The 20,728-nt window shown below is 52.2% G+C and carries 22 protein-coding genes; 10 read left to right on the top strand and 12 right to left on the bottom strand.

Going from position 1 to position 20,728, the window contains the following annotated elements; translation table 11 throughout:
* Window positions 1–9: 9 nt before the first annotated feature.
* Together ACFOE0_RS12865 and ACFOE0_RS12860 are read right to left on the bottom strand one after the other, a co-directional pair.
* The gene (locus tag ACFOE0_RS12865) at window positions 10–717 is read right to left on the bottom strand and encodes an ABC transporter permease (RefSeq protein ID WP_248936836.1); all 708 of its coding nucleotides are present in this window, start codon (window positions 715–717) and stop codon (window positions 10–12) included.
* Window positions 718–1,545 (bottom strand): substrate-binding domain-containing protein, encoded by an 828-nt coding sequence (locus ACFOE0_RS12860; protein ID WP_248936837.1) that lies wholly within the window; start codon window positions 1,543–1,545, stop codon window positions 718–720.
* A 233-nt stretch (window positions 1,546–1,778) separates the two neighbouring features.
* On the opposite strand from ACFOE0_RS12860, the gene ACFOE0_RS12855 reads away from it, so the two are divergent.
* Both ACFOE0_RS12855 and ACFOE0_RS12850 read left to right on the top strand, forming a co-directional pair.
* Window positions 1,779–3,173: a sigma-54-dependent transcriptional regulator gene (locus ACFOE0_RS12855; protein ID WP_380712108.1), complete on the top strand. Its 1,395-nt coding sequence runs from the start codon at window positions 1,779–1,781 to the stop codon at window positions 3,171–3,173.
* A gap of 3 nt (window positions 3,174–3,176) precedes the next feature.
* A complete protein-coding gene (locus ACFOE0_RS12850; RefSeq protein ID WP_380712106.1) occupies window positions 3,177–5,333 on the top strand; it encodes a sensor histidine kinase in 2,157 nt (718 codons plus the stop codon).
* A gap of 363 nt (window positions 5,334–5,696) precedes the next feature.
* Here the strand turns inward: ACFOE0_RS12850 and ACFOE0_RS12845 are convergent, their stop codons facing one another.
* From ACFOE0_RS12845 to ACFOE0_RS12835, 3 genes are all read right to left on the bottom strand, one after another.
* Window positions 5,697–6,152, bottom strand: coding sequence for a GNAT family N-acetyltransferase (locus ACFOE0_RS12845; RefSeq protein ID WP_248936838.1), 456 nt, complete (start codon window positions 6,150–6,152; stop codon window positions 5,697–5,699).
* 7 nt (window positions 6,153–6,159) lie between these two features.
* Complete coding sequence (locus ACFOE0_RS12840; RefSeq protein ID WP_248937032.1) at window positions 6,160–6,819, bottom strand: 7-cyano-7-deazaguanine/7-aminomethyl-7-deazaguanine transporter; 660 nt, start codon at window positions 6,817–6,819, stop codon at window positions 6,160–6,162.
* Between the two features lie 260 nt (window positions 6,820–7,079).
* Window positions 7,080–8,465 (bottom strand): isochorismate synthase, encoded by a 1,386-nt coding sequence (locus ACFOE0_RS12835; protein ID WP_380712104.1) that lies wholly within the window; start codon window positions 8,463–8,465, stop codon window positions 7,080–7,082.
* 406 nt (window positions 8,466–8,871) lie between these two features.
* Between ACFOE0_RS12835 and ACFOE0_RS12830 the strand changes: the two genes are divergently transcribed.
* From ACFOE0_RS12830 to ACFOE0_RS12805, 6 genes are all read left to right on the top strand, one after another.
* Window positions 8,872–10,218: an ATP-binding cassette domain-containing protein gene (locus tag ACFOE0_RS12830; protein ID WP_248936839.1), complete on the top strand. Its 1,347-nt coding sequence runs from the start codon at window positions 8,872–8,874 to the stop codon at window positions 10,216–10,218.
* The gene (locus ACFOE0_RS12825) at window positions 10,202–10,855 is read left to right on the top strand and encodes an energy-coupling factor transporter transmembrane component T (RefSeq protein WP_248936840.1); all 654 of its coding nucleotides are present in this window, start codon (window positions 10,202–10,204) and stop codon (window positions 10,853–10,855) included. Before ACFOE0_RS12830 ends, ACFOE0_RS12825 begins: the two co-directional genes overlap by 17 nt.
* A complete protein-coding gene (locus tag ACFOE0_RS12820; RefSeq protein WP_248936841.1) occupies window positions 10,852–11,394 on the top strand; it encodes a core component of ECF transporter in 543 nt (180 codons plus the stop codon). Before ACFOE0_RS12825 ends, ACFOE0_RS12820 begins: the two co-directional genes overlap by 4 nt.
* A 7-nt stretch (window positions 11,395–11,401) precedes the next feature.
* A complete protein-coding gene (locus tag ACFOE0_RS12815; protein ID WP_248936842.1) occupies window positions 11,402–12,154 on the top strand; it encodes a DNA-binding protein in 753 nt (250 codons plus the stop codon).
* A 1-nt stretch (window position 12,155) separates the two neighbouring features.
* Window positions 12,156–12,362: a hypothetical protein gene (locus ACFOE0_RS12810; RefSeq protein ID WP_248936843.1), complete on the top strand. Its 207-nt coding sequence runs from the start codon at window positions 12,156–12,158 to the stop codon at window positions 12,360–12,362.
* A 190-nt stretch (window positions 12,363–12,552) separates the two neighbouring features.
* Window positions 12,553–13,722: an HD-GYP domain-containing protein gene (locus tag ACFOE0_RS12805; RefSeq protein ID WP_248936844.1), complete on the top strand. Its 1,170-nt coding sequence runs from the start codon at window positions 12,553–12,555 to the stop codon at window positions 13,720–13,722.
* A 28-nt stretch (window positions 13,723–13,750) separates the two neighbouring features.
* Here ACFOE0_RS12805 and ACFOE0_RS12800 read toward each other — a convergent pair whose 3' ends face one another.
* Window positions 13,751–14,260, bottom strand: a complete 510-nt coding sequence (locus ACFOE0_RS12800; protein ID WP_283106501.1) for a type II secretion system protein — start codon at window positions 14,258–14,260, stop codon at window positions 13,751–13,753.
* 230 nt (window positions 14,261–14,490) lie between these two features.
* On the opposite strand from ACFOE0_RS12800, the gene ACFOE0_RS12795 reads away from it, so the two are divergent.
* Entirely contained in the window at window positions 14,491–14,934 is a 444-nt protein-coding gene (locus ACFOE0_RS12795) for a hypothetical protein (RefSeq protein ID WP_248936845.1), read from the top strand.
* 82 nt (window positions 14,935–15,016) lie between these two features.
* Here ACFOE0_RS12795 and pstB read toward each other — a convergent pair whose 3' ends face one another.
* From pstB to ACFOE0_RS12775, 4 genes are all read right to left on the bottom strand, one after another.
* On the bottom strand, window positions 15,017–15,772 hold the full coding sequence (gene pstB / locus ACFOE0_RS12790; protein ID WP_248937034.1) for a phosphate ABC transporter ATP-binding protein PstB: 756 nt from the start codon (window positions 15,770–15,772) through the stop codon (window positions 15,017–15,019).
* A 16-nt stretch (window positions 15,773–15,788) separates the two neighbouring features.
* Window positions 15,789–16,649 carry a phosphate ABC transporter permease PstA gene (gene pstA / locus ACFOE0_RS12785; protein ID WP_248936846.1) on the bottom strand — a complete coding sequence of 287 codons (861 nt, stop codon included), beginning with the start codon at window positions 16,647–16,649 and terminating at the stop codon, window positions 15,789–15,791.
* A 13-nt stretch (window positions 16,650–16,662) separates the two neighbouring features.
* Window positions 16,663–17,583 (bottom strand): phosphate ABC transporter permease subunit PstC, encoded by a 921-nt coding sequence (gene pstC / locus ACFOE0_RS12780; protein WP_248936847.1) that lies wholly within the window; start codon window positions 17,581–17,583, stop codon window positions 16,663–16,665.
* Window positions 17,584–17,700: 117 nt separating this feature from the next.
* Window positions 17,701–18,522 (bottom strand): phosphate ABC transporter substrate-binding protein, encoded by an 822-nt coding sequence (locus ACFOE0_RS12775; protein WP_240317028.1) that lies wholly within the window; start codon window positions 18,520–18,522, stop codon window positions 17,701–17,703.
* A gap of 398 nt (window positions 18,523–18,920) precedes the next feature.
* Between ACFOE0_RS12775 and ACFOE0_RS12770 the strand changes: the two genes are divergently transcribed.
* Window positions 18,921–20,036, top strand: a complete 1,116-nt coding sequence (locus ACFOE0_RS12770; RefSeq protein ID WP_248936848.1) for a hypothetical protein — start codon at window positions 18,921–18,923, stop codon at window positions 20,034–20,036.
* 28 nt (window positions 20,037–20,064) lie between these two features.
* On the opposite strand, the gene ACFOE0_RS12765 is transcribed toward ACFOE0_RS12770, so the two are convergent.
* Window positions 20,065–20,355 carry a hypothetical protein gene (locus tag ACFOE0_RS12765; protein ID WP_248936849.1) on the bottom strand — a complete coding sequence of 97 codons (291 nt, stop codon included), beginning with the start codon at window positions 20,353–20,355 and terminating at the stop codon, window positions 20,065–20,067.
* Between the two features lie 145 nt (window positions 20,356–20,500).
* Complete coding sequence (locus ACFOE0_RS12760; RefSeq protein WP_248936850.1) at window positions 20,501–20,689, bottom strand: hypothetical protein; 189 nt, start codon at window positions 20,687–20,689, stop codon at window positions 20,501–20,503.
* Window positions 20,690–20,728 lie beyond the last annotated feature (39 nt).

The raw sequence follows: 20,728 nt of genomic DNA, 5'->3' as shown, positions 1-20,728 counted from the left end.
CCGCCTCCGTCAGTGACTTCTTGGCTCAGACCTGCCTCTGAGTGTTCCCAGGGCAAAGTTCAGCAGCAGTGACAGGATAAGTAACACCAGACCCAGAGCGATGGCCTGGGCGAAATCGCCCTTGCTGGTCTCCAGCGCGATAGCTGTGGGGATGTTACGGGTAACGAACATGATATTGCCGCCCACCATCATAGAGCAGCCAACTTCAGTGACGATACGGCTGAAAGCCATCACGATAGCCATCAGCAGCGGTGCTTTCAGCTCACGGCAAAGAACCCAAACTGACGCAATCCAGGAGGCGCCCAGGGTACGTGAGGTTTCCCAGGCCCGGCGGTCAACACTGGTAAAGGCGGCCTGGCTCATGGCGATCAGCACAGGGGCACAGATCATCATCTGACCAAGAATCATACCTTTTTGGGTAAACAGCCAGCGCAAATCCCCCAAAGGTCCCATGCGGGTCAGCAGCAGATAAGCAAGCAAACCGATAACAACCGTGGGAATAGATTGCAGTGTTTGCACCAGGTTGATGACGGTCCAGCGTCCCGGGAAACGGGCAAAAGCCAATACAAAACCCAATATCAGCGAGGGGATAAGAGTGATCAGCAGGGCTGCCAATGACACATTGAACGACACCCCGATAATCGACCAGGTGTTGGGGTCAAGCGAAAACAGCAGACCAAAGGCCTGCTGTATCAGGGAAAACCAGCTTTCTGTCATTTATTTTCCGTAAGTGGCCTTAAACAATTGCTCACCGTTAACACGGTAGCCATTGATCATCTGCTGTGCTTCATTAGAGATCAACCAATTGCTCAGGGCTTCTGCACCTTTGTGATTCAGATCAGGGTATTTCTTAGGGTTGATCAGAATGATTTGATAAGGATTCGCCAGCGCCTTGCCGCCGTCAAAGTCCACACCCAGGTTTACCTTGTTTTTGTAAGCGACGTAAGTACCACGGTCAGACAGAGTGTAGCCCTGCAGTTCGTTGGTCATCTGCAGCGTCTTGCCCATGCCCTGGCCAACAGAGGTGTAGCCTTTAAAGTCAGGGGTGATACCGGCGTTTTTCCAAACAGCCAGCTCTTTCATATGGGTACCTGAGTTGTCACCACGGGAGATAAAGGTCTGGTTGGTTTTGGCAATCTTGGCGAAGGCTTCTTCAGCAGTCTTGCTGTCACGAATCTTGGCTGGGTCATTCTTAGGGCCCAGAACCACAAAGTCGTTTTCCATGATGCCGCGTGGCTGGATGCCATAACCTTCTTCAACAAACTTGGCTTCAGCAGCCGGAGCGTGGGTCATCACTACATCTACGTCGCCTTGACGGCCCAGTTTCAGTGCTTTACCTGTACCTGTGGCAATAACCTGTACCTGGTAACCGGTTTCCTGCTCAAACTTTGGCAGCAGGTAACCCAGCAGACCTGAGTTTTCGGTGCTTGTAGTGGTGGCCAGCTTAACAACCTGATCGTCGGCTTTGGCTGGCAGAACAGTTGCCATGGAAACGGCCAGGCCTGCGGTGGCAACCAGACTGAAAAGACGCTTTAGAGTGAACATGTTTGCTCCTTGGGAATAAAAAAAGCGGGAATAATCCTTGTGGGCCGAGCAATAGCAAATTGAGTGCCAAACTGAAAAGTACCATGTTCGGCAGGAAATTAGGCCGAAACTGTGACCTGTGTCCCGTAGTTGTCGAAAGTTCTCCGGACAAATTGTCTCAGCCTGCAGTTTCTATGGTTCATAGTGACCCTGGCTGAGTGGGAAGTGTTAGACTAGCTGAAAATTGAGTCAGAATGTCCAATACCATGAGTCCGAGTGAAAACCTGATAAAGCCTTTGCCTTCTGCTGTTTCTGTGTTGATTGTCGACGATGAGCCCGGCATGCGCAGCTTCCTGAGCAAGGCCCTGTCCAAGAAATTTGCCCTGGTAGAGACCGCATCCAGCGTTGAAGAAGCTGAGCAATTGCGCAGTCGTTGCCATTTCGACCTCTTGATAGTGGATATTCGTCTGCCTGGCCGCAGTGGTATTGAATGGCATGAAGCGCTGGATGATCAGGAACGCCGTTCCGATATCATCTTTATGACAGGTTATGCCGACATTGAAGTGGCCATCGCCGCACTGCGCGCAGGCGCCTCGGACTTCATCATGAAACCTTTCCATCTGGAGCAGATGATGAAGGCGGTTGATCGTTGTATTGAACGCCGTCTGCTCAAGCGTGAAAACCTGATGCTTCGCCGTGATGTGGCTATCGGCTACGCCAGCACCATTATCGGTAACAGTGAACCTATGATGGAAGTGAAGCGGGTGATTGAGCGGGTTGCGCCAACCAATGCCGTCGTGCTTATCCAGGGCGAGTCGGGCACAGGTAAAGAGCTGGTGGCCCGTCAGCTGCATCAGCTCAGTGGCCGCCAGGGACCTTTTGTACCGGTGAACTGTGGTGCCATTGCGCCTGAATTGCTGGAAAGCGAACTCTTTGGCCATACGGCCGGTGCTTTTACCGGTGCCAAGGGCAGTCGTGAAGGCCTGTTCAGCTTTGCCTCCGGCGGTACCATCTTCCTGGATGAGATCGGCGAAATGCCGCTGAAGATGCAAACCGCCTTGTTGCGGGTGTTGGAGCAACGTGCCATACGCCCTGTGGGCGGTGAGAAAGAGGTGGCCATTGATGTGCGTGTGGTGGCGGCATCCAACCGTAATCTGGCTGAAGAGGTCGAAGCGGGTAACTTCCGTCAGGATCTCTACTATCGCCTCAACGTGCTGGATATCACTATTCCACCTTTGCGTGACAGAGCGGAAGATATCGTTGAGCTGACCCACTACTTCACTCTGCAGCTTTCTTCAGAGCTGGGCGTGCGGGAGGTGGTTTGGAGTCATGAAGATCTGCAAAAACTGCAGCAGTATGACTGGCCCGGCAATATCCGTGAGCTGCGCAATATGATTGAGCGCTGCATTCTGCTGGGTAAGCCTCCTGCAGAGTACTGGAAGCAACCTGTCCGCCAGGAAGTGGTTGCCGAAGGCGGTTACCCTCTGGAGTGGCCATTGAAGGAAGTGGAAAAGAGTCATGTGATGAAGGTGGTAGACGCCCATGGTGGTAACAAGTCGGCCGCAGCCCGTGATCTTGGTGTTTCCCGCAAGACTCTGGACCGCAAATATAAAGAGTGGTTCGACGGCGAGAGCGTGGACGGAGAGTAACGGGTGGGGATCTTCCAAAAGTTTTTTGGCGTCAGCTATCAACAGATGAAAGCCAAGGTCAGATATCGCATTCTGATCCTGACCTTGCTACCTATCCTGCTGACTTTGGTCAGCCTGGTATTTATCACCATCTACTGGAATATCAGTTACACAGGCACCCAGCTGTTTATGAAGGTAAAGGCCGATTTAGCCGTTGCCAACAGCATGCTTAAGGCGACCCAAAAGCAACAGCAACAGGCTTTGGAAGGTGTTGAGGAGTCCTTCAGTTTCCAGGAGGAGTTCAACAGCCTGTGTCGCGATGATGAAAGCCGGCTGGCGACCATAGCTGAAGATTTGGAAATCCAGCGCAAGGAACTGAATCTCGACTTCTTACGCCTGGTGAGTGTAGCGGATGCCCAGGCGGACCCTGATCTGCGTCTGATGCTGGCTTACACCAGTGAGGGTAATCCCTATTCAGGCCTGATGGTGCTCAATGAGCAGCGTCTGGCGCGCCTGAGCCCGAAACTTGCCGAGCAGGCCCGTATCGAGTTGGTACCCACCCAAAAGGCAGAAATGCCTAGCAAAAGATATGAAACCAATGGTTTGCTGAGCCGCACCCTGTTGCCAGTGCCCAATGCTGACGGTGATGTGTTCTGGTATCTGGACGGCGGCATACTGTTTAACCGTAATACCAAGATAGTCGATACCATACGGGATCTGGTTTACGAAAAGGGGACTTTGCCGGAGCGTTCCATCGGCACAGTGACCATCTTCCTCGATAATGTCCGTATCAGTACCAACGTGCCATTGCACTTTTTCCCCCGCCAGGGCGAAGAGCGTGGCCGGGCGCTGGGCAGTCTGGTATCTGAAGAGGTGCGCTCTACTGTCCTGCAGGAGGGGAAAAATTGGGTTAACCGGGCATTTGTGTTCGACGACTGGTTTATTTCCGCCTATGCACCTCTGACCGATATCCGCAATCAACGTATCGGCATGATTTATACCGGCTTCTCTGAATCTCCGTTCGTCCACAACTATCTGCTGAATATTATTGAGCTGGGCACCATTCTGATGTTGGTGCTGTTTGTCTCCGGCTTGTTGGTTTATCGCGGTGCCTACAGTTTGCTGCAGCCGATTGAGCGCATTCATCACGTGGTCAACGCGGTGCAGGCGGGACGTAATGTGCGGATTGGCCCATTGGGGCTGGAGCGGGAAAATGAACTGTCCAACCTGGCGGCGCAGTTCGACCTTATGTTGGATCTGCTGCAACAGCGTAATACCCAGATTCAGGCGGCCGCCGAGCAGCTGGAGATGAAGGTTGAGGAGCGCACCCGCAGTCTGCAGCAAAAGACCAGAGAGTTGCAGCAAAACGTGCGTCTGTTGAATGAAACCCGGCAGCAGATGGTGGTTAACGAGAAGCTTACCGCTTTGGGTGAACTCACCGCGGGTATCGCCCATGAGATCAATAACCCAACCGCTGTCATTCTGGGCAATATGGAGTTGCTCAAGTATGAGTTGGGAGAAGGGGCGGAAACCGTCTCTGAAGAGATCGAACTGATTATTCAGCAGGTGGGGCGTATCAGCACCATTATCCGCAGTTTGCTGCAGTACAGTCGTCCGGGCGAGTTTAACGCGCCGTTGGAGATGCATGAGCTGACACCTATCATCGAAGAGATGATGGTACTGGTGCGTCACTCCATCAAGCAGCAGGAGGTGGTACTCAACACCCAGTTGGAAGCCAACTGTTCGGTGGAGGTGAATCAGCCTCAATTGCTGCAGGTGCTGATCAATCTGGTGATCAACGCCGCTCACGCAATGGAAGGAAAAGGCCAGATCTGGATCCGCAGTCGTAACTGGTATCGTAACGATGATCCGCAAGATGAGCTGTTGGGTGTGCAAATTGAGGTGGAAGATGAAGGTCAGGGGATCCCGCCTGAGTTACTGAGCCGTATTTTCGACCCCTTCTACACGACGCGCAAGGATGGTACCGGACTTGGCCTGTCTCTGAGTTACGGCATTATCAAACGTATCGGTGGCACTATTGAAGTGGACTCAACTGTCGGCAAAGGTACTCTGTTTACCATAGGTTTGTACCGTCATGCCCGTGAGTCTTCTGTGGGCATTTATGATGGATTGCAGTTTGCGTCCGTGACCGCGGAAAAGGGCGGTGACAAGCCGAACTAGAGTGACTATGCATTCTGTATAGCGGAACCCCGGCTCAGGCCGGGGTTTTCTTTTAGATGCACTTTTCAACAGGCAAAAAAATGCCGGGAGAAACTCCCGGCGAACGAGTGAGTGAGCATTGTCGTGCTTTCTTCAAACAATGAAGAATGAGAGGAACCAAACCTTGCAGGGAATAGCTCCGGAACGCAAATAAACAATAATCATTCTCATTATTGTTTGCAAGCGGTAATTGTGTTTATTTTGAACTTATTTAATAAGTGCTTATAAATCAATTTATTGAGCCTCTGGTGAGGTGAAACAAAAAAGCCAGGCTATGCCTGGCTTTTGCTGTTGTCTCAATCCACCTGTAGAGGAGATCTGAGGTTAGAGGCTCTTTCTCAGAGTCATCTTGTTGAGCTTGATATCATCATTGGCCGCCAGCGCGGTAACCTGATAACCGTTACTGACCAGCATGGTCAACATGGGCGCATAGCAGTTCATGGTCTTTACTTCCATGCACTGGTAGCCCTTGGTTTTGGCCCAACTCTCCTGAGCAACCAGCATAGACTTGGCTAATCCCAGATTACGGAACTCAGGTAATACTCCGCCCAACCAGCTGTAGAAGGTTGTATCGTCCAGCGCATAGCCCAGCTTAAAACCTGCCAGTTCGCCCTCTACGAAGCTCAGCAAGGCTAAATGTGGCTGACCCTGCAGTCGGGATACCAGGGCATCCAGATCATGACGGCTATCAAATTCCGGCAGGGCTTCAATCAGGCCTGTCAGAGTGTTCAGATGTTCGTCGCTGCAAAGTTCAATATGTTCAATATGGCTGGCGTACATGGTTACCTCAGTTCAATTGCTGTGTCGGAGATTGCTGAAGAATTCTGTCCTGCAACACCTTGAGTAACACACCATAGGCTGGCAGGAAGAGTCCCAGGCTCACCATCAGTTTGAAACCATAGTCCACGGCTGCAATTTCCGGCCAATTGGCTGCCATAAAGGCATCGCTTGAGGCGTAGAAGGCGACGCTGAAAAACACCAGAGTGTCGATCAGGTTACCTACCAGGGTCGATGCTGCCGGGGCTACCCACCAGGCACATTCACGACGGATTCGGGCAAATACCGTGATATCCATCAGCTGACCCATCAAATATGCCGCAAAGCTGGCTAAGGCGATTCTGAACACAAAGCTGTTAAATTCAGCCAGTGCTGCTGCGCCCTGGAATTGACCGTTATGGAACAGGGCTCCTATCACGTAGGAGACGACCAAAGCCGGGAACATGGCCTGGAAAATAATCTTGTGAGCGGCTTCCTGTCCGAAAATACGGACGGTCAGATCGGTCGCCAGATACACAAACGGGAAGCTGAAAGCACCCCAGGTAGTGTGAAAGCCGAAGATCTGAAACGGTAATTGAACCAGATAGTTACTGGCGCAAATAATCAGAATGTGGAACCCGGCAAGCAGGAGTACAGCACGTTGGTGCTGCTGATCAGTGAGCATTAGCATTGTCATACCTTTTTCATTGGAGCGGGGTGAGGGAACCCGCGACTTACTGCCTTCCGGATCATGGACCCGAACAGGACTTTGCCGGTCATTGTGCAGAATTTCACCGCTGACCGGGCGGCACATTATAGGGACAAGGTGGGGGATTGCAATAGTATTGGCCCGACCAGTTGATTAATTTTGAAGCGGCTCACTACAGCGGATGGGTAATAGGGGGCTGGGTTGCCAGAGTGAGCAATACACTCTGGCTTTGAATCGGGAGGTTAGAAATCTATCAGAATTGAGATAATCGTGGCCAGTTTGTTTTCCAGCTCCTGCCATTCTGCTCTGGGGTCTGAGCCCGCCACTATCCCGGCACCGGCATAGAGGTTGATGCGTCCCGGCTCCAGCAATGCGCTGCGAATCGCCACGGAAAACTCGCTTTCATACTTGTTCAGATAACCACAGGCTCCGGCATACCAGCCCCGCAGATACCCTTCCTGTCCCCGGATAAAGTGCATGGCTTCCTGTCTTGGCAAGCCGCCCACAGCCGGAGTGGGGTGCAGCGCCAACAAGAGCTGGAAGTCATTGACGCCGGGGTTCAACTGGGCGCGAATATCTCGGTGCAGGTGCTGAATATGGGTCAGCTTGAAAATCTTGGGGGCATCATCTGCATCCACTTTTTCGCTTAATGGCCCCAATACATCGACGATATGTTCACGCACCAACTGGTTCTCATGACTGTTTTTACTGTCATCCAGCAGCTGGTTGGCCAACATCTCATCTTCATCCTGGTTCAGGCCGCGAACCGTGGTGCCCGCCAGCGCCTCCGTATGCAACTCTCTGTCCAGGCGCTGAAACAGGCGCTCGGGTGAGCAGGAGATAAAGGCTCTGTCAGGGCTGAACTGAAAGCCAAACTGGAAACTGTTCTGGTTACGTCCCTGCCAGCAAGCCAACACCATCCAGGGATCTATCACTTCATTGACTTCAAGCTGGGACACCCGGGACAGCACCACCTTGGGCACTGTCTGGTTGAACTCAGGGTCGGTAACCTGGCGCACCAGCTCTTCCCAGCGCGGATAGGCTGGCTTGTCATGCCTGGCCATAAGTCCCACCTTGTATGGCGGAACCAAAGGTCTTGGAGGCATCAGTTGCTTCAAGGCATCTGTCGCCTGTTGCAGCTCAGTGGCTACATCATTGTCGGCAAAATTCAGGTTCAGCATCAGGCAGAACAACTCGCCACTGCGACGCAACTCAATTCTGGGCAGAATAAAGCGGGCCCGGCCGAATTCAGGCCAGCTCTCTATGGAGCGGTCGAAGGCCACGCCGCCGTAATAACGGATAGAGGGATCTGTCGATAGTGCTTTCTGGCTCTGGTAAATCTCAGCCAGTCGCTCATCATTAATACTGTCCTGAAACAGAAAGTCCTTGGCGCAGCCTACTGCTGCCACTTCCTGCTTCTTGTCGCGCCCCTGCCAATAGACTCTGGGATACTGCTGTTGAGAAGCCAACCAGGCGATAAGCGGGATTGCCGTATCCACTTCAACTTTCAGCTGGATCACCTTGTCCTTAGTCTGGCTTGTTTCAGCCTCAGGGCAAGGGGAAGCCGACAGGTCGGACACTTGTTGCAGCAGTTTCTCAACGGCGAATGACAGGGACTTGGCTGGCAAATCACACTCCGAAAACAGTGACTTTGCACCTCAGGTGCAGTGGAAATTCAGGTGGGAAGATAGTGTAAGGCATTGGCATCTTTAGTGCCTTGTCTTTGCGCTTGCCCCGGACAGACCTTCCAAAGGGCAAAGTTAAGGGGCGGCTTGGGCAGGTGTCAACTATCAGGCCCCGAGGCTGTGATATGTATCCCTGCTACAGGGGGAGTTATCCCACTATCCGGGTAAGGGGGATTGGACATTTTGTCGTTTGCTGTTAACCAGTTGGAACATTTGTCTTTTCCAACCTGCTCACTAGGGATCCAACCGGGATAAATTCGATCTGGCTTGTTGTTTGGGCGGCCAATGCTTGCTCAACAGGGAGGGAGATGCCGACAATGCCGGGTTTGTACCCTACTAACCCAGCCCAATGACGCCTCTGCTTTCACTGGACAGCATTGACTGTGCCCATAAAGACGGTGAGCCGGCACTGCTTTCCGGTATCAGCCTGTCGCTGCACGCCGGCGAGTGCCATTGCATCAGCGGAGCCACAGGCGCCGGTAAGTCTACTCTGTTGCTGTTAGCCGCGGGGCTGGGCGGTGTTTTGTGTCGGGGCCGGATTAGCCTTCAACCCGGTGTGACCCGCGCTCTGGTATTACAGGATCCCCATACTCAACTCTTGCGCCGCACCATAGGCGCTGAAGTGGCGTTTTCACTGGAAAATCTTGGCATCGAACCATCGCAAATGCCGGTGAAAGTTCGACGGGCTTTGCAAAGAGTGGGACTGGACCTGCCCTTCAGCACTCAGGTCGCTACTTTGTCGCTGGGACAGAAATATCGCCTGATGATCGCAGCCCAGCTTGTCAGTGAGCCCGGGATTTTGATGCTGGATGAGCCATGGGCACAGCTGGATGATGAGGGAGTAAGGTCCCTCACCGCGCTGCTGATGAAACTCAAGGCCGAGGGGATGGCGCTGTTACTGGTCGAGCACCACGCTGATGCCTTTGCAGGTTTGATCGACCATTACTGGGCGCTGAAAGGCGGGAGGCTCACAGCCTCAGAGATAGCTCCACAGGCTGAGCCTCAGCCCTGCTTTATACCCTCTACAGTTTTTTTTCAAAGCCCCAATGCTGAGGTACGTCTGACATCTCCCGGATTTAGCCTGCAACACTCTCAGGGAGAGGCTTTGTTCGAGTCCCCTGCTCTTGAGGTTAACGCAGGCGAATTGGTGCTCCTGTGTGGCACCAATGGTTGTGGCAAGTCCTCGTTGCTGTCCATGCTGGCCGGCTGTGGCGATGCCGCCGGGCTGCCAGTCTCTGTTATGGGCAAGACCCCTGAACTCGGAACCTTTGGCTATAACCTCTGTTACCTGATGCAAAGGCCAAACCGACAGCTGTTTGAGATGACGGTAGAGGCAGAGCTGAGTTACAGCCTGAAACGTTATGGGCTGCCGCAAGAGAGAGCGACCCGGGTAATGAACAGCTTGCAGATAGCCGGGCTGGCTCAGCACTCCCCCCACAGGCTCTCCTATGGTCAGCAGCATCTGATTGCACTGGCCTCTCTGGTATGTCTTGAGCCCAAGGTTTTCCTGCTGGATGACCCCTTTGCGGGCCTGGACAGTGGTTACAGTCAGTTGGTGGTGAACCTGCTGCAGCAGCTCAGGGCCAGGGGATGTACTTTGATTATCGCCACTCACAGGCCGATGGCGCTGGCACAAACTCAAAACTGGCATATTCGTAATCAGCGCCTGGAGGTTGAACATGTGGGCCAGACGTAAGATTTCAGTGGTGGAACGCCAACCGGGACAGTGGTGTGGCACAGCGATCATGTTAGTTACTGTGATGAGTGCGTGTGCTTTCCTGCTGTCGGATACCGCTCTTCCTTTATTGGCGCTGGCTAATCTGCCGATGCTGATACAGGGCAGCCGTTTGGGAAGCCTCAAAGGCATTCTGGTGGTGTTCGCCCTGCAGCTGCTGATGACATCTCTTTTCTACCTTTTGCTGTATGGCTGGCAGAGCTTGCCCCAGGCGGCTCTGGTGGTATTCCGGCTGCTGCTGGCGCTTATCCCGGGGTGGTGGCTGTCTGCCCGGTTTGCCCCTGAACAACTTGGAAGCTCTCTGGCGCGGGTATTGCCTTCCAAGTGGGCTTTTGTGCTGGCGGCTACCCTGAGCTTACTGCCCCATATTCAACGGGAAGCGATGGAGATCTACCGCCTGCAATGTCTGCGGGGGGCGCCTATTACCAAACGGGCACTGCGTAATCCCAAAAACTGGTTGGAGCTTGGTCCCTGCCTTTTGTTCCCGCTGTTAATTGAACTGATGAAGTTGTCGCGCCAACAGGCGCTGGCTGCCAAAAGCCGACACTTCGGCACCCACCCCAAACCTACACATTGGCAAGCGCCAGAGGATTTATGACAAAACGATTTGAATTCAGTCTGCAGGACGCATTGTTTATTGGGCTTTGCGCCACACTGCTGGTGGCACTCAAAGGTATGTTGCGGCTTAAGCTGGGTATCTCAGGCCACACCATGTTGCTGATGAGCTTTATGTACCTCACCTGCTACGGCGTGGTGGGACGTCTGGGCAGCATCACCCTGTGCGGCACGCTGGCCGGACTGGTGGCTATGGCGCTGGGTGTGGGTAAAGGTGGCCCCATGATTCTGCTTAAGTTTGCTTTGCCTGCACTGGCTATGGATGTGGCGCTGTTATTGGTGATGGCCTGGCCTTTGAAGTGGCGCTTTTGCGTGTTGGTAGTCAGCGCTGCGATAGCCTGGGCCGGTAAGGTCTGGTTGACCAATATGCTTGCTGGGATGGCGATAGAAGTAACGCTGATCAAATTTGCTATCAGTGTGGCACAGGGGACAGGTTTCGGGCTGCTGGGTGCCGCACTGGCCTTTGCGTTGGCGAAACGATTACAGGCCCATGACCTGTTGAAGATGAATATCAAAGAGTAAAACAACAATGAATCAAACTCTGGAAAACCAGTACCTTATCTGCATTGATGATACTGACGATATCGGCACCAAGGGAACAGGCGAGATAGCGGGTGAAATAGGTGAACTGCTGGTTGCACGCTTTCAAGGGAAGGCCGGTTTGGTCAGCCGTCATCAGTTATATGTGCACCCGGATATTCCCTATACCTCCCATAACTCTGCCATGTGTTTTGCCTACTCAGGGCCCGCGAGTGTTGATGATATTCAGCGCCTGGCCGCAGAGCATCTGATTAGTGTTTCAGCCCCGGCAGCGGATCCCGGGCTTGGGATTTTAAATCTGGCGAATTTTCGGGGCGGCAATGACCTGATTGCCTTTGGGCGACAAGCCAAGCAGGAGGTTAAAACCAAGGGTCAGGCCTACGTTCTGGCACAGGCGCTGGGTATTTCCCTGACTGAACACGGTGGAACCGGGCAGGGTGTTATCGGGGCGCTGGCTGGTTTGGGGCTCAGGCTGGAGGGGCGTGATGGCCGGGTTAAGGGACAGATAAAGCTGGGTCAAACCGAAGAGATCAGTGTCACCCTGACTGTAGAGGACATTCTGTCTCAAAGTGGCCTGGATCTGGTAGTGAATACCAGTGGTGAATCTTTGGCGGCAACTGAATCGGTGCAGCTGTGTGGCAAGGTAAAAGCCGTAGTGCATCAGGGTAAATTCGCCTTGTTGGTGGCTCAGGAATCCGGTGTATGGCGGAACGCCAGTCGCTCTCAACTCAAGGCATATTGATATGAATAACTGGTTTGAAATTGATGGTGGACTCAAGCTTTCACTCTTCTCGGCGCAGGAGTCCGGCGCTGCCCGGCAGGCGGCGGCTGTTTGTACCTTCTTTGAGCCTGATGATGAAGATGAGTGGGTGGATGACATTCAGATTTCCTGCTTCAACTGCCAGTACCGCAGATGGCTGCAGCACAAGATAAGCTGCCATCGTCCTTAACGAAAAATAGCGGAGGGAAATCCGGTCAAACTGCTGCAGGCGTCTATACTTTATGAGTATTTGAGTCATAGGGGACTAGCCCTATCGTATGAAACCCTGACGGCAGTATTTGATTGAAATATCTATTAATCAGATAGATAGAAAAGCAGCCGTCAGCATCAATGTCAGATATGGAATCTGGAGTGAATGAATGGCTGAGACCGCGCTGTCTTCAACCCTGGTAAAACTACCTGTAACTGAGCTTAAGGTGGGTATGTTTGTCGCTCAACTGGAAGACAGTGGCAAGTTGAAAGTGGCTGCAGCCGGTCTGATTAAATCAGAAGAGGCGATACAGAAGCTGAAAAAAAGCGGTATCGACTATGTATGGATTGATCCCAGCCGTGCCCTGGCTACGGAAGAGAAAGAGGCGCCTGCAGAGCAAAAAGAAGTTAAAGCCGGGAATCGCGATCTCAGGCAACAGAAGGCGAAAAAGTTACTGGGTGAAGCCAAAAACCTTATTCGTAAAGTCCTCAGTGAAGTCTTTGATGGTAAAGAGGTGGATGCTGAGCCTTTCGCAGAGCTGGCCGACAAGATGATTGAGTCGGTCATGCAGGACTCGGATGCATTGAAATGTGTCTCGGCCCTGCGCAACAAAGATGCTTATCTGCTTGAACACTCAGTCAATGTTTCCTTCCTGCTGGTGACCTTCGGCCGCTATCTTAATCTGGATAAAGAGATGCTCAGAGATCTGTCGATTGGTGGGATCCTGCATGATGTGGGTAAGACCCGGGTCGACAACGATATTCTCAACAAACCCGGCAAACTGACGCCGGAAGAGTTTGAGGAGATGAAGATGCATCAGGTGCATGCCATCACCCTGCTCGATGGCCTTACCGGCCTTTCGCAAATCAGTAAAGATGTCAGCTTTATGCACCATGAAAAGCTGGATGGTAAAGGCTATCCCAAAGGTCTGAAAGGGGATGAGATCCCGCTTCATGGGCGCATGAGCTGCATCTGTGATATCTATGATGCACTCACTGCCAACCGTTGTTATAAGGAAGCCATGAGCCCGGCAGAGGCGTGCAAAATTCTGCTTAAACTCACCCCCTTCCACCTTGATCAGAAGCTGGTCTATCAATTTATCCGCTGTATCGGCGTTTATCCTGTCGGCTCTTTGGTGGAGCTGTCCGATGGTCGTTTGGGTATCGTCTGGGATCTTGAGGGGCGTGATGCGCTGCACCCGGTTGTGAAATGCTTTTATTCAATGAAACACAAGAAGTTTGTAGATGTGAAGTATGTGGATGTCGGTCGAACAGAGCTGAACATCAACCGTGGTGTGTCACCCTGCACTCTCGAAATAGACCCAACCCCCTTTTACTGAGTCACAGCCCTGAAAGTGGAGGTTTGCGTCAGCAATCATCATCCTTTAGCTGGTAGGTGACAGTGCCACCGGGAGCCGTGGGGTAGTAGACCTCAATATGACAGTCATAGGATGCAGATGGTTTGTTGTCGGCAAAATAGATGATAAACCATGGCAAGCCGGGTCCCGAGCCGCCATAGTGTTTGGAAATGGTAATTTCATTGCCCAGACTGGAATACTCTCTGGCTGAGATAACAAACTTAATCAGGCCGTAATAGCCGATGACATCGGCCGTCCCGTTATTGTCCAGGTCGATATTGGCTGTTGAGGCATCGACACTTTCCTGCCCCTGAAGCAGCGCTTTGCTGTAAACCAACTTATTGGTGCTGTCGAAGGCTCCTTTGGCTCCCTCAAGTGCGCTGACTTTGGCGTCTTTTTGCAGATTAATAAACTTGGGAGCTGCCGTGACCGCCAGAATGCCGAGGATAATAATCACCACAACCAGCTCTATCAGGGTAAAGCCGGGTTGTTTTGCTTTGTATTGGTGACTTTCAGGCATTTTCAGGGGCAACTCCTGCTGCTCAGACTCAAACTAAAGCTTAGATGACACTTTGTAACCCTACAAATTTACAGCGAAAATCGATGTAAATTTGAGTTATTGCGGGGATCGACTCAGAATCGCACGTAACTACGACTTTATTACTAGTTTCTTGGTGTGAGTTACCACTTGACTCGGGCCACTATGGATGAAAAAACAGACAGGGCTAAACTGGGGATGGGTGAGTGGAAATGAAAAACTTGTTGTTCTGGGCTGGTATCGCAACTTTTGTCGCCTCGCTGGCGCATATCGCCATCATTATCGGTGGCCCGGATTGGTATCGTTTTTTCGGTGCCGGTGAAGGGATGGCGAAAATGGCGGAAGCGGGAGAGGCTTACCCAGCGATCATGACCGCCGGCATTGCTTTGGTGCTGGCGATTTGGGGCGCTTATGCCTGGTCGGGTGCGGGCGTGATTCCTGCCTTACCACTGAGACGTCTAATCCTGATTGGTATCGCGGGTGTGTTTTTACTCAGGGCCCTTGCGGGTCTGGTTCTGCCCTGGCTGATGGAGCATCCGGCACTGGCGGCCAACTCAAATACCTTCTGGATGGTGAGCTCGGTCATCTGCCTGATAATAGGTTTGTTGTATGCCTTTGGCCTGAAACAAAACTGGCACCAGATGATGCCAGCCTAGATGGGTAATAGTATCAGGTTGCGCAAACGTCCCTGTTCGACGCATGGGGTAGTTGATTTAGCGCTGATCGCGCCTGACCTGGTTAACCAAAGTCACCATTTACATAACCACGGGTGCGGTCATCTGCCGGGGTGCTGAACAGAATGTCTGTGTTGTTGTGCTCCACCAGATCCCCCATCAGGAAGAAGGCGGTGCGGTCAGAGATACGACGGGCCTGCTGCATAGAGTGGGTCACGATAACTATGGTGTATTTCTGCTTCAGGGTCTGGATCAGATCTTCAATCTTTTTGGTGGCGATAGGGTCCAGTGCCGAAGTCGGCTCATCCATCAGGATCACGTCCGGCTCCATAGCGATGGTGCGGGCAATACACAAGCGCTGCTGCTGACCACCGGACAGGCCAAAGGCCGGTGACTTGAGGCGATCTTTTACTTCATCCCACAGGGCTGCACTGCGCAGTGAGCGCTCCACCACCTCGTTCAGGGTTTTCTTGTCAGTCACGCCCTGGGCACGCAGACCGTAGGCGATATTGTCATAGATAGACATGGGGAAAGGGTTGGCCTTCTGGAACACCATGCCTACCTTGATACGCAGCGAGGCCACATCCACATTCTGGTAGATATCCTGCTCATCCAGGGTCACCAGACCATCAATTTTTACGCCTTCAATCAGGTCGTTCATACGGTTCAGGCAGCGCAGCAGGGTGGATTTGCCACAACCTGAGGGACCGATAAGTGCAGTCACCTGACGGGCAGGAATATCCAGGTTGATGCCGTGCAGTGCGTGGTTGGCGCCATTGCCGTAATACAGGTTCAGGTCTTTAATACTAATTTTGTTCATCATCTGGTTCTCAGGATCAGTAAGTTGCCTTGTTGAAGCGGCTGGCGATCAGCTTGGTAATGGTATTGATGACCAAGACCACCACGATAAGTACAGTGGCCGTTGCATAGGCCTGATTCCACTCATGAATCGTGTACAGTTCCTGGGTTAATTTGTAGAGGTGTACCGTCAGGGTACGGCCTGAATCCATCAGGCTCTCCGGAATACGTGCCACCATACCTGCGGTCAAAAATACCGGGGCGGACTCGCCGATAATGCGGCCAATGCTCAGTACGATTGAGGTCACTATGCCCGGCATGGCGCTTGGCAGGATCAATCGGGTAATGGTGTAAATCTTGGGTGCGCCCAGGCCATAGGAGCCTTCACGGTAGCTCTGTGGTACAGCCATCAGGGCTTCTTCCGTGGTGCGGATAATCACAGGCAGGATCAGAATACTCAGGGTCAGTGCGCCGGACAGTACCGAGAAGCCCAGTCCCAATACGCCAACAAAGAAGGTCAGACCGAACAGACCGAAAATAATGGAAGGAATACCCGCCAGAGACTCGGTACAGAAACGTATGACCTTAACCAACTTACTACCGGGTTTGGCATATTCGGTCAGGTAGATGGCGGTCATAATGCCTATCGGTGCAGCAACGCCTATGGATGCCAGCACCATGTAGATGGTGGAGACAATCATGGGCCAGATACCTGAGGCTTCACCAATACTGGTGTAGTCAGAGCTGATAAATTCCCAGTTCACATGAGCCAGGCCATTGCTGAGGATGTACCAAAGGATCCACAGCAGGAAGCCAACGGTCAGGCTGGCGCCAAGCCAGATCAGGGCTTTGGCAGCTGTGTCCTGGATTTTACGGGCGCGGGTCAGAGTGTATGACATAGAAGTGTGCCTCTTACTTGGCCTTTTCGCGGTTCAGGTACAGCAAAGTACCGTTGAGCATCATGATAAATACCAGCAGAACTATGCCTGTGGCATACAGGGCGCTGGCGTGCACGCCGGAGGCATAGGACATCTCCAGGGCAATGTTGGCAGTCAGGGTACGGGCTGGCTCCAGAATGCTGCCAGGCATAGCAGGGGCATTACCCATTACCATGATGATCGCCATGGTTTCACCCAGCGCGCGGGCAATACCCAGAATCACGCCGGTAAGAATGCCTGAGCGCGCAGCCGGTACCAGCAGTTTGAAAATGGTAAACATGGGCGAAGCACCCAGTGCCAGCGAGCCCTCTTTGTAGGTCTTGGGAACCGCACGCAGCGAGGTTTCTGATACCGCAATTACAGTGGGCAGAATCATCACCGCCAGCACCAGCATTCCCGCCAGCACAGTGTTACCTGCGGGCACATTGAACCATTCCTGGATCATGGGAACGATAATGATCAGGCCGAAGAAGCCATAAACCACAGAAGGGATACCTGCCAGCAGCTCAACCGCAGGACGGATAATGTTGGCCAGCCACCTGGGGGCGACTTCGGCGATAAAAATTGCGGTGAGCAGGGCGACAGGAACACCGATAGCCACTGCACCTATGGTGGACGCCAGTGAGGCGACAATCATGGGCAGGATGCCGTACAGGGCAGGTGGTAACCACTCTGTGCCCGTCACTATGCCCGTTACACCTGCTTCGGCGAAGGCGGGCAGGCTCTCCTGAAAAATAAAGTAAGCGATCACTGCCAGAGACAGGACGCCTATGATTGCTGCAAGCAGAAACAGGATTTTGAAAAACTGCTCCTTCCAGTCACGGCGGCGGCCGCTTTGGGGAAGGATAGTGCCAGTTGCTGGCACAACAGTGGTGTCTATGGATGCTGATTGCATTACATCTTCTCCCGATAGTCGCTCAGTACGTTCTGGCGGCTATGGTCATTGGGCCGGTTGTTACGCCGGCCCGGTACAGCGCGTCAATCGTGATTTTGGTTTTATTGGATTCAGTGATTACAGAACTGAGATATAACCTTTGTCTGCTACCACTTTCTGGCCTTCTGCAGAGACTACCCAGTCCAGGAACTTGCGTGCCGCATCTGACGTGTTGGCATCTTTGTGCAGTACCAGGAATGGACGGGCAACCTGATAGTCACCGGACTGAACTGCAGCAACAGAAGCAGCTTTACCGTCTACTTTCAGCGCTTTCACTGAGTTGTCTACTGAGCCCAGAGAGATATAGCCGATGGCGAATGGGTTGTTGGCGACAATGGTTTTTACCACGCCGTTACCATTACCTACCTGAGCGCGCTGAGAGATGGCAGATACAGAGATGCCGTTCACTTTACGCTTCAGCTTCATAATGTCTTCGAAGGCGCCACGGGTACCGGAAGCGGTATCCCGGGTCACTACAACCACAGGCTTACTCTCGCCACCTACCTGAGACCAGTTGGTGATCTCGCCGCGGTAGATAGCTGCAATTTGATCTTTGGTCAGGTCTGCCACCGGGTTTTTGCCGTTTACTACCACTGCAATGCCGTCACGGGCGATAGTGGTCTCTTTCAATTCAGGTTCTTTTTCAGAGTCTTTCAGCGAGCGGGAAGCCATACCCAGCATACTGGTGCCATTTTTGGCGGCTTTCACACCGGCAGAAGAGCCTGTGCCCTGAACTTCAATAAAGGTGTTCTTGTTGCTCTGCTGATAGGTCTCAGCCAGAACTTCCATCACTTCGGTGACAGAGGTGGAACCGGATACAGAAATAGTCTCGCTTGCTACAGCGGTACCTGCGGTCATGGCGCTGGTTAGAGCCAGCAAAGCAAACATCTTGGTTTTCAAGTTACTACCCTCGTTTATTGAATTTGGCCTGTGATGGTTGATGTACCAGGCAGCGGCAAATTTAGGGCAGTTATGTGACAGTCAGATTGCTCGAATATGACAGCCAGATGACAATCTTCATCCCTCTGTCATCGGAAATTAAAAGTACTGTCATCTTTCGGCGAATCATGGCCATAGGTCAGCTTGAGTCCGTCATTTCTAAGCTTGATTTCTGCGGGGCCGCTCAGGTGTGTAATCACTCACACTCATTTGGTTGGATCATGCCCCTGAGGTGACAATTGACTGGGTTTCAGCGGACATATCTGACTGGACTGAAATACAAAACTGTGAACTGTTTGGCGTTTTTTTGAGCTTGAAGGCGGAAACAGGTTAAGCTTGTGTCACCTAAATGAATATGGATGTCCGTTTTAATTCCAATGGAATTTATCAACAAGATTAAGGCCCTGTTGGTCAGGATAAAAAATTGGTTGTTGGTCACCTTTGGCCAGCTTAAAACCTCCGCCGAAGGAGGCAAAGCCAGTGCCACCAGTGGCCTGAAGTCACTGTGGAACTCACTGACCTTTTCTCAGCACTGCTACCTGGTTGCTTCCGTAGGGGCGGTGGTGATTTTGTATATGACCAGTGGCGATGTTGAAAGCTATAGTTTTCAATTCCTGGGACTGCTGGCGCTGGCGGGTATTACCGTTGAGTTCTGGCCTAAGTTTCTTAAGGTTTGGGACAGCCTGCAGGGGCGAGCCTTAATCCTGCTGTTTTATGCTGTGGTTGCCAATTTTGCCCTGGGTAGTGCATCCGGGCTGGTGAATGAGGTGACAGGGGTCAGCGCTGGGGCTTTGCCCTACAGTCATAATTTTGCCCTGCTGCTGAATATGCCAGTGTGGTTTTTTATCACCTCGCTGGTGGCCTTGCTGTTTTGGCAATTGTTGATGCCTTTCTATCTGTTCCTGCTACTGCTACTTAAGCTGTTTGGGATGCACGGCCTGTGGCATCCGCCTCATTACAGGTATGTATTTACCACCGCACTGGTACGTTATGCGTGGAGTTGGGTGTTGTTTATCCAGTTGTGGTTGTTTGGCCATATGACAGGTATTGCCGGTAATGAGGGAGTCGATGCTGACTATTATGCTCAGTTTACGACTGAGTTAACCGAGGCGATTGAGCAAGAGGAGCAGCTTAAACAGCAGGAACTGTCTGCAGAGGAACTGCAGGTCGCGCTGGATAAAATTGCTGAAGGTAAAGAGGAGCTGGAAGTCATGGTATCCCGGGCCGATCAATTTTACCTGAGACAAAAACAGTTACTGGCCTGGTTTGTGTTTGATTACGAGGCGGACGGTAAGTCCCGTTGCCAACATCCACCGGGTACCAAAGTAGTAGAGCTGAATGACTATGAGATTCTGCTGATCACCGACCAGCAGAATTATGACACTGACAGCGAAATAGGATACCAATATCAGGTCTTGCCCTGTATTTCGCCGGCATTGGGCCGTGAGTTCTTACCTGCTCAAACCCAACCTTAAACAGTGAGGCCGCAGGTTGACTGCTGCCTCAGTCTCTGTGTCGCCATAGATAGGTCACGGCCAGAGCTGCCGGTATGATCAGCAGGACAACGACCATAGGGACGCTGGATTTAATGGCTTCCACATTGAGTGAATAAACACTTATCACGTCTGAGATATCCGTGATCAGCCTTACCGCCAGAATGAGCAGTAATGCACGGCGTGACTTGAGTGCCAGAGCCAGCACTATGCCCAGTGCCATGGCGATATTACGGGTGATATAAAGTTGCGTCACATAGTCCAGCTCAGTTGCGCCCGGAATGAAATCGGCCGGACTCATGGCGGTTCCAGCAGAAAAGAAGAGGACCAGCGCCACTTGAATCAAGGCTACAAGCCAGACCCAGAGTGGTAAAAATTTTTCTGATGAGTTGTCCAACGCTTCCCCCTGATTATCTAACTGTCCTGCTTTCATCATCCAGCTAAGGTTATTGCCAACTACCTTTGCGGGTCGGTGCGCCAATCAGCATAAAGGTCAAAAATGTCGTATACAGGGGAAACCACATAAAGATATTTGCAGAGCCTGTCATGGCAGTGATGGCCATGTGCAGGATTGCAACCGTGGCCAATCCAACTGAACCTGTGATGAAATGCTGCTTTTTATTCTTGATATTCATAGTTTTTCCTAAAAAACATGTCCGATACAGCTATTCGGT

The organism is Shewanella submarina (genome assembly GCF_042646185.1).
Taxonomy (GTDB): domain Bacteria; phylum Pseudomonadota; class Gammaproteobacteria; order Enterobacterales; family Shewanellaceae; genus Shewanella; species Shewanella corallii.
This window is presented reverse-complemented; position numbering and strand designations above follow the sequence as displayed.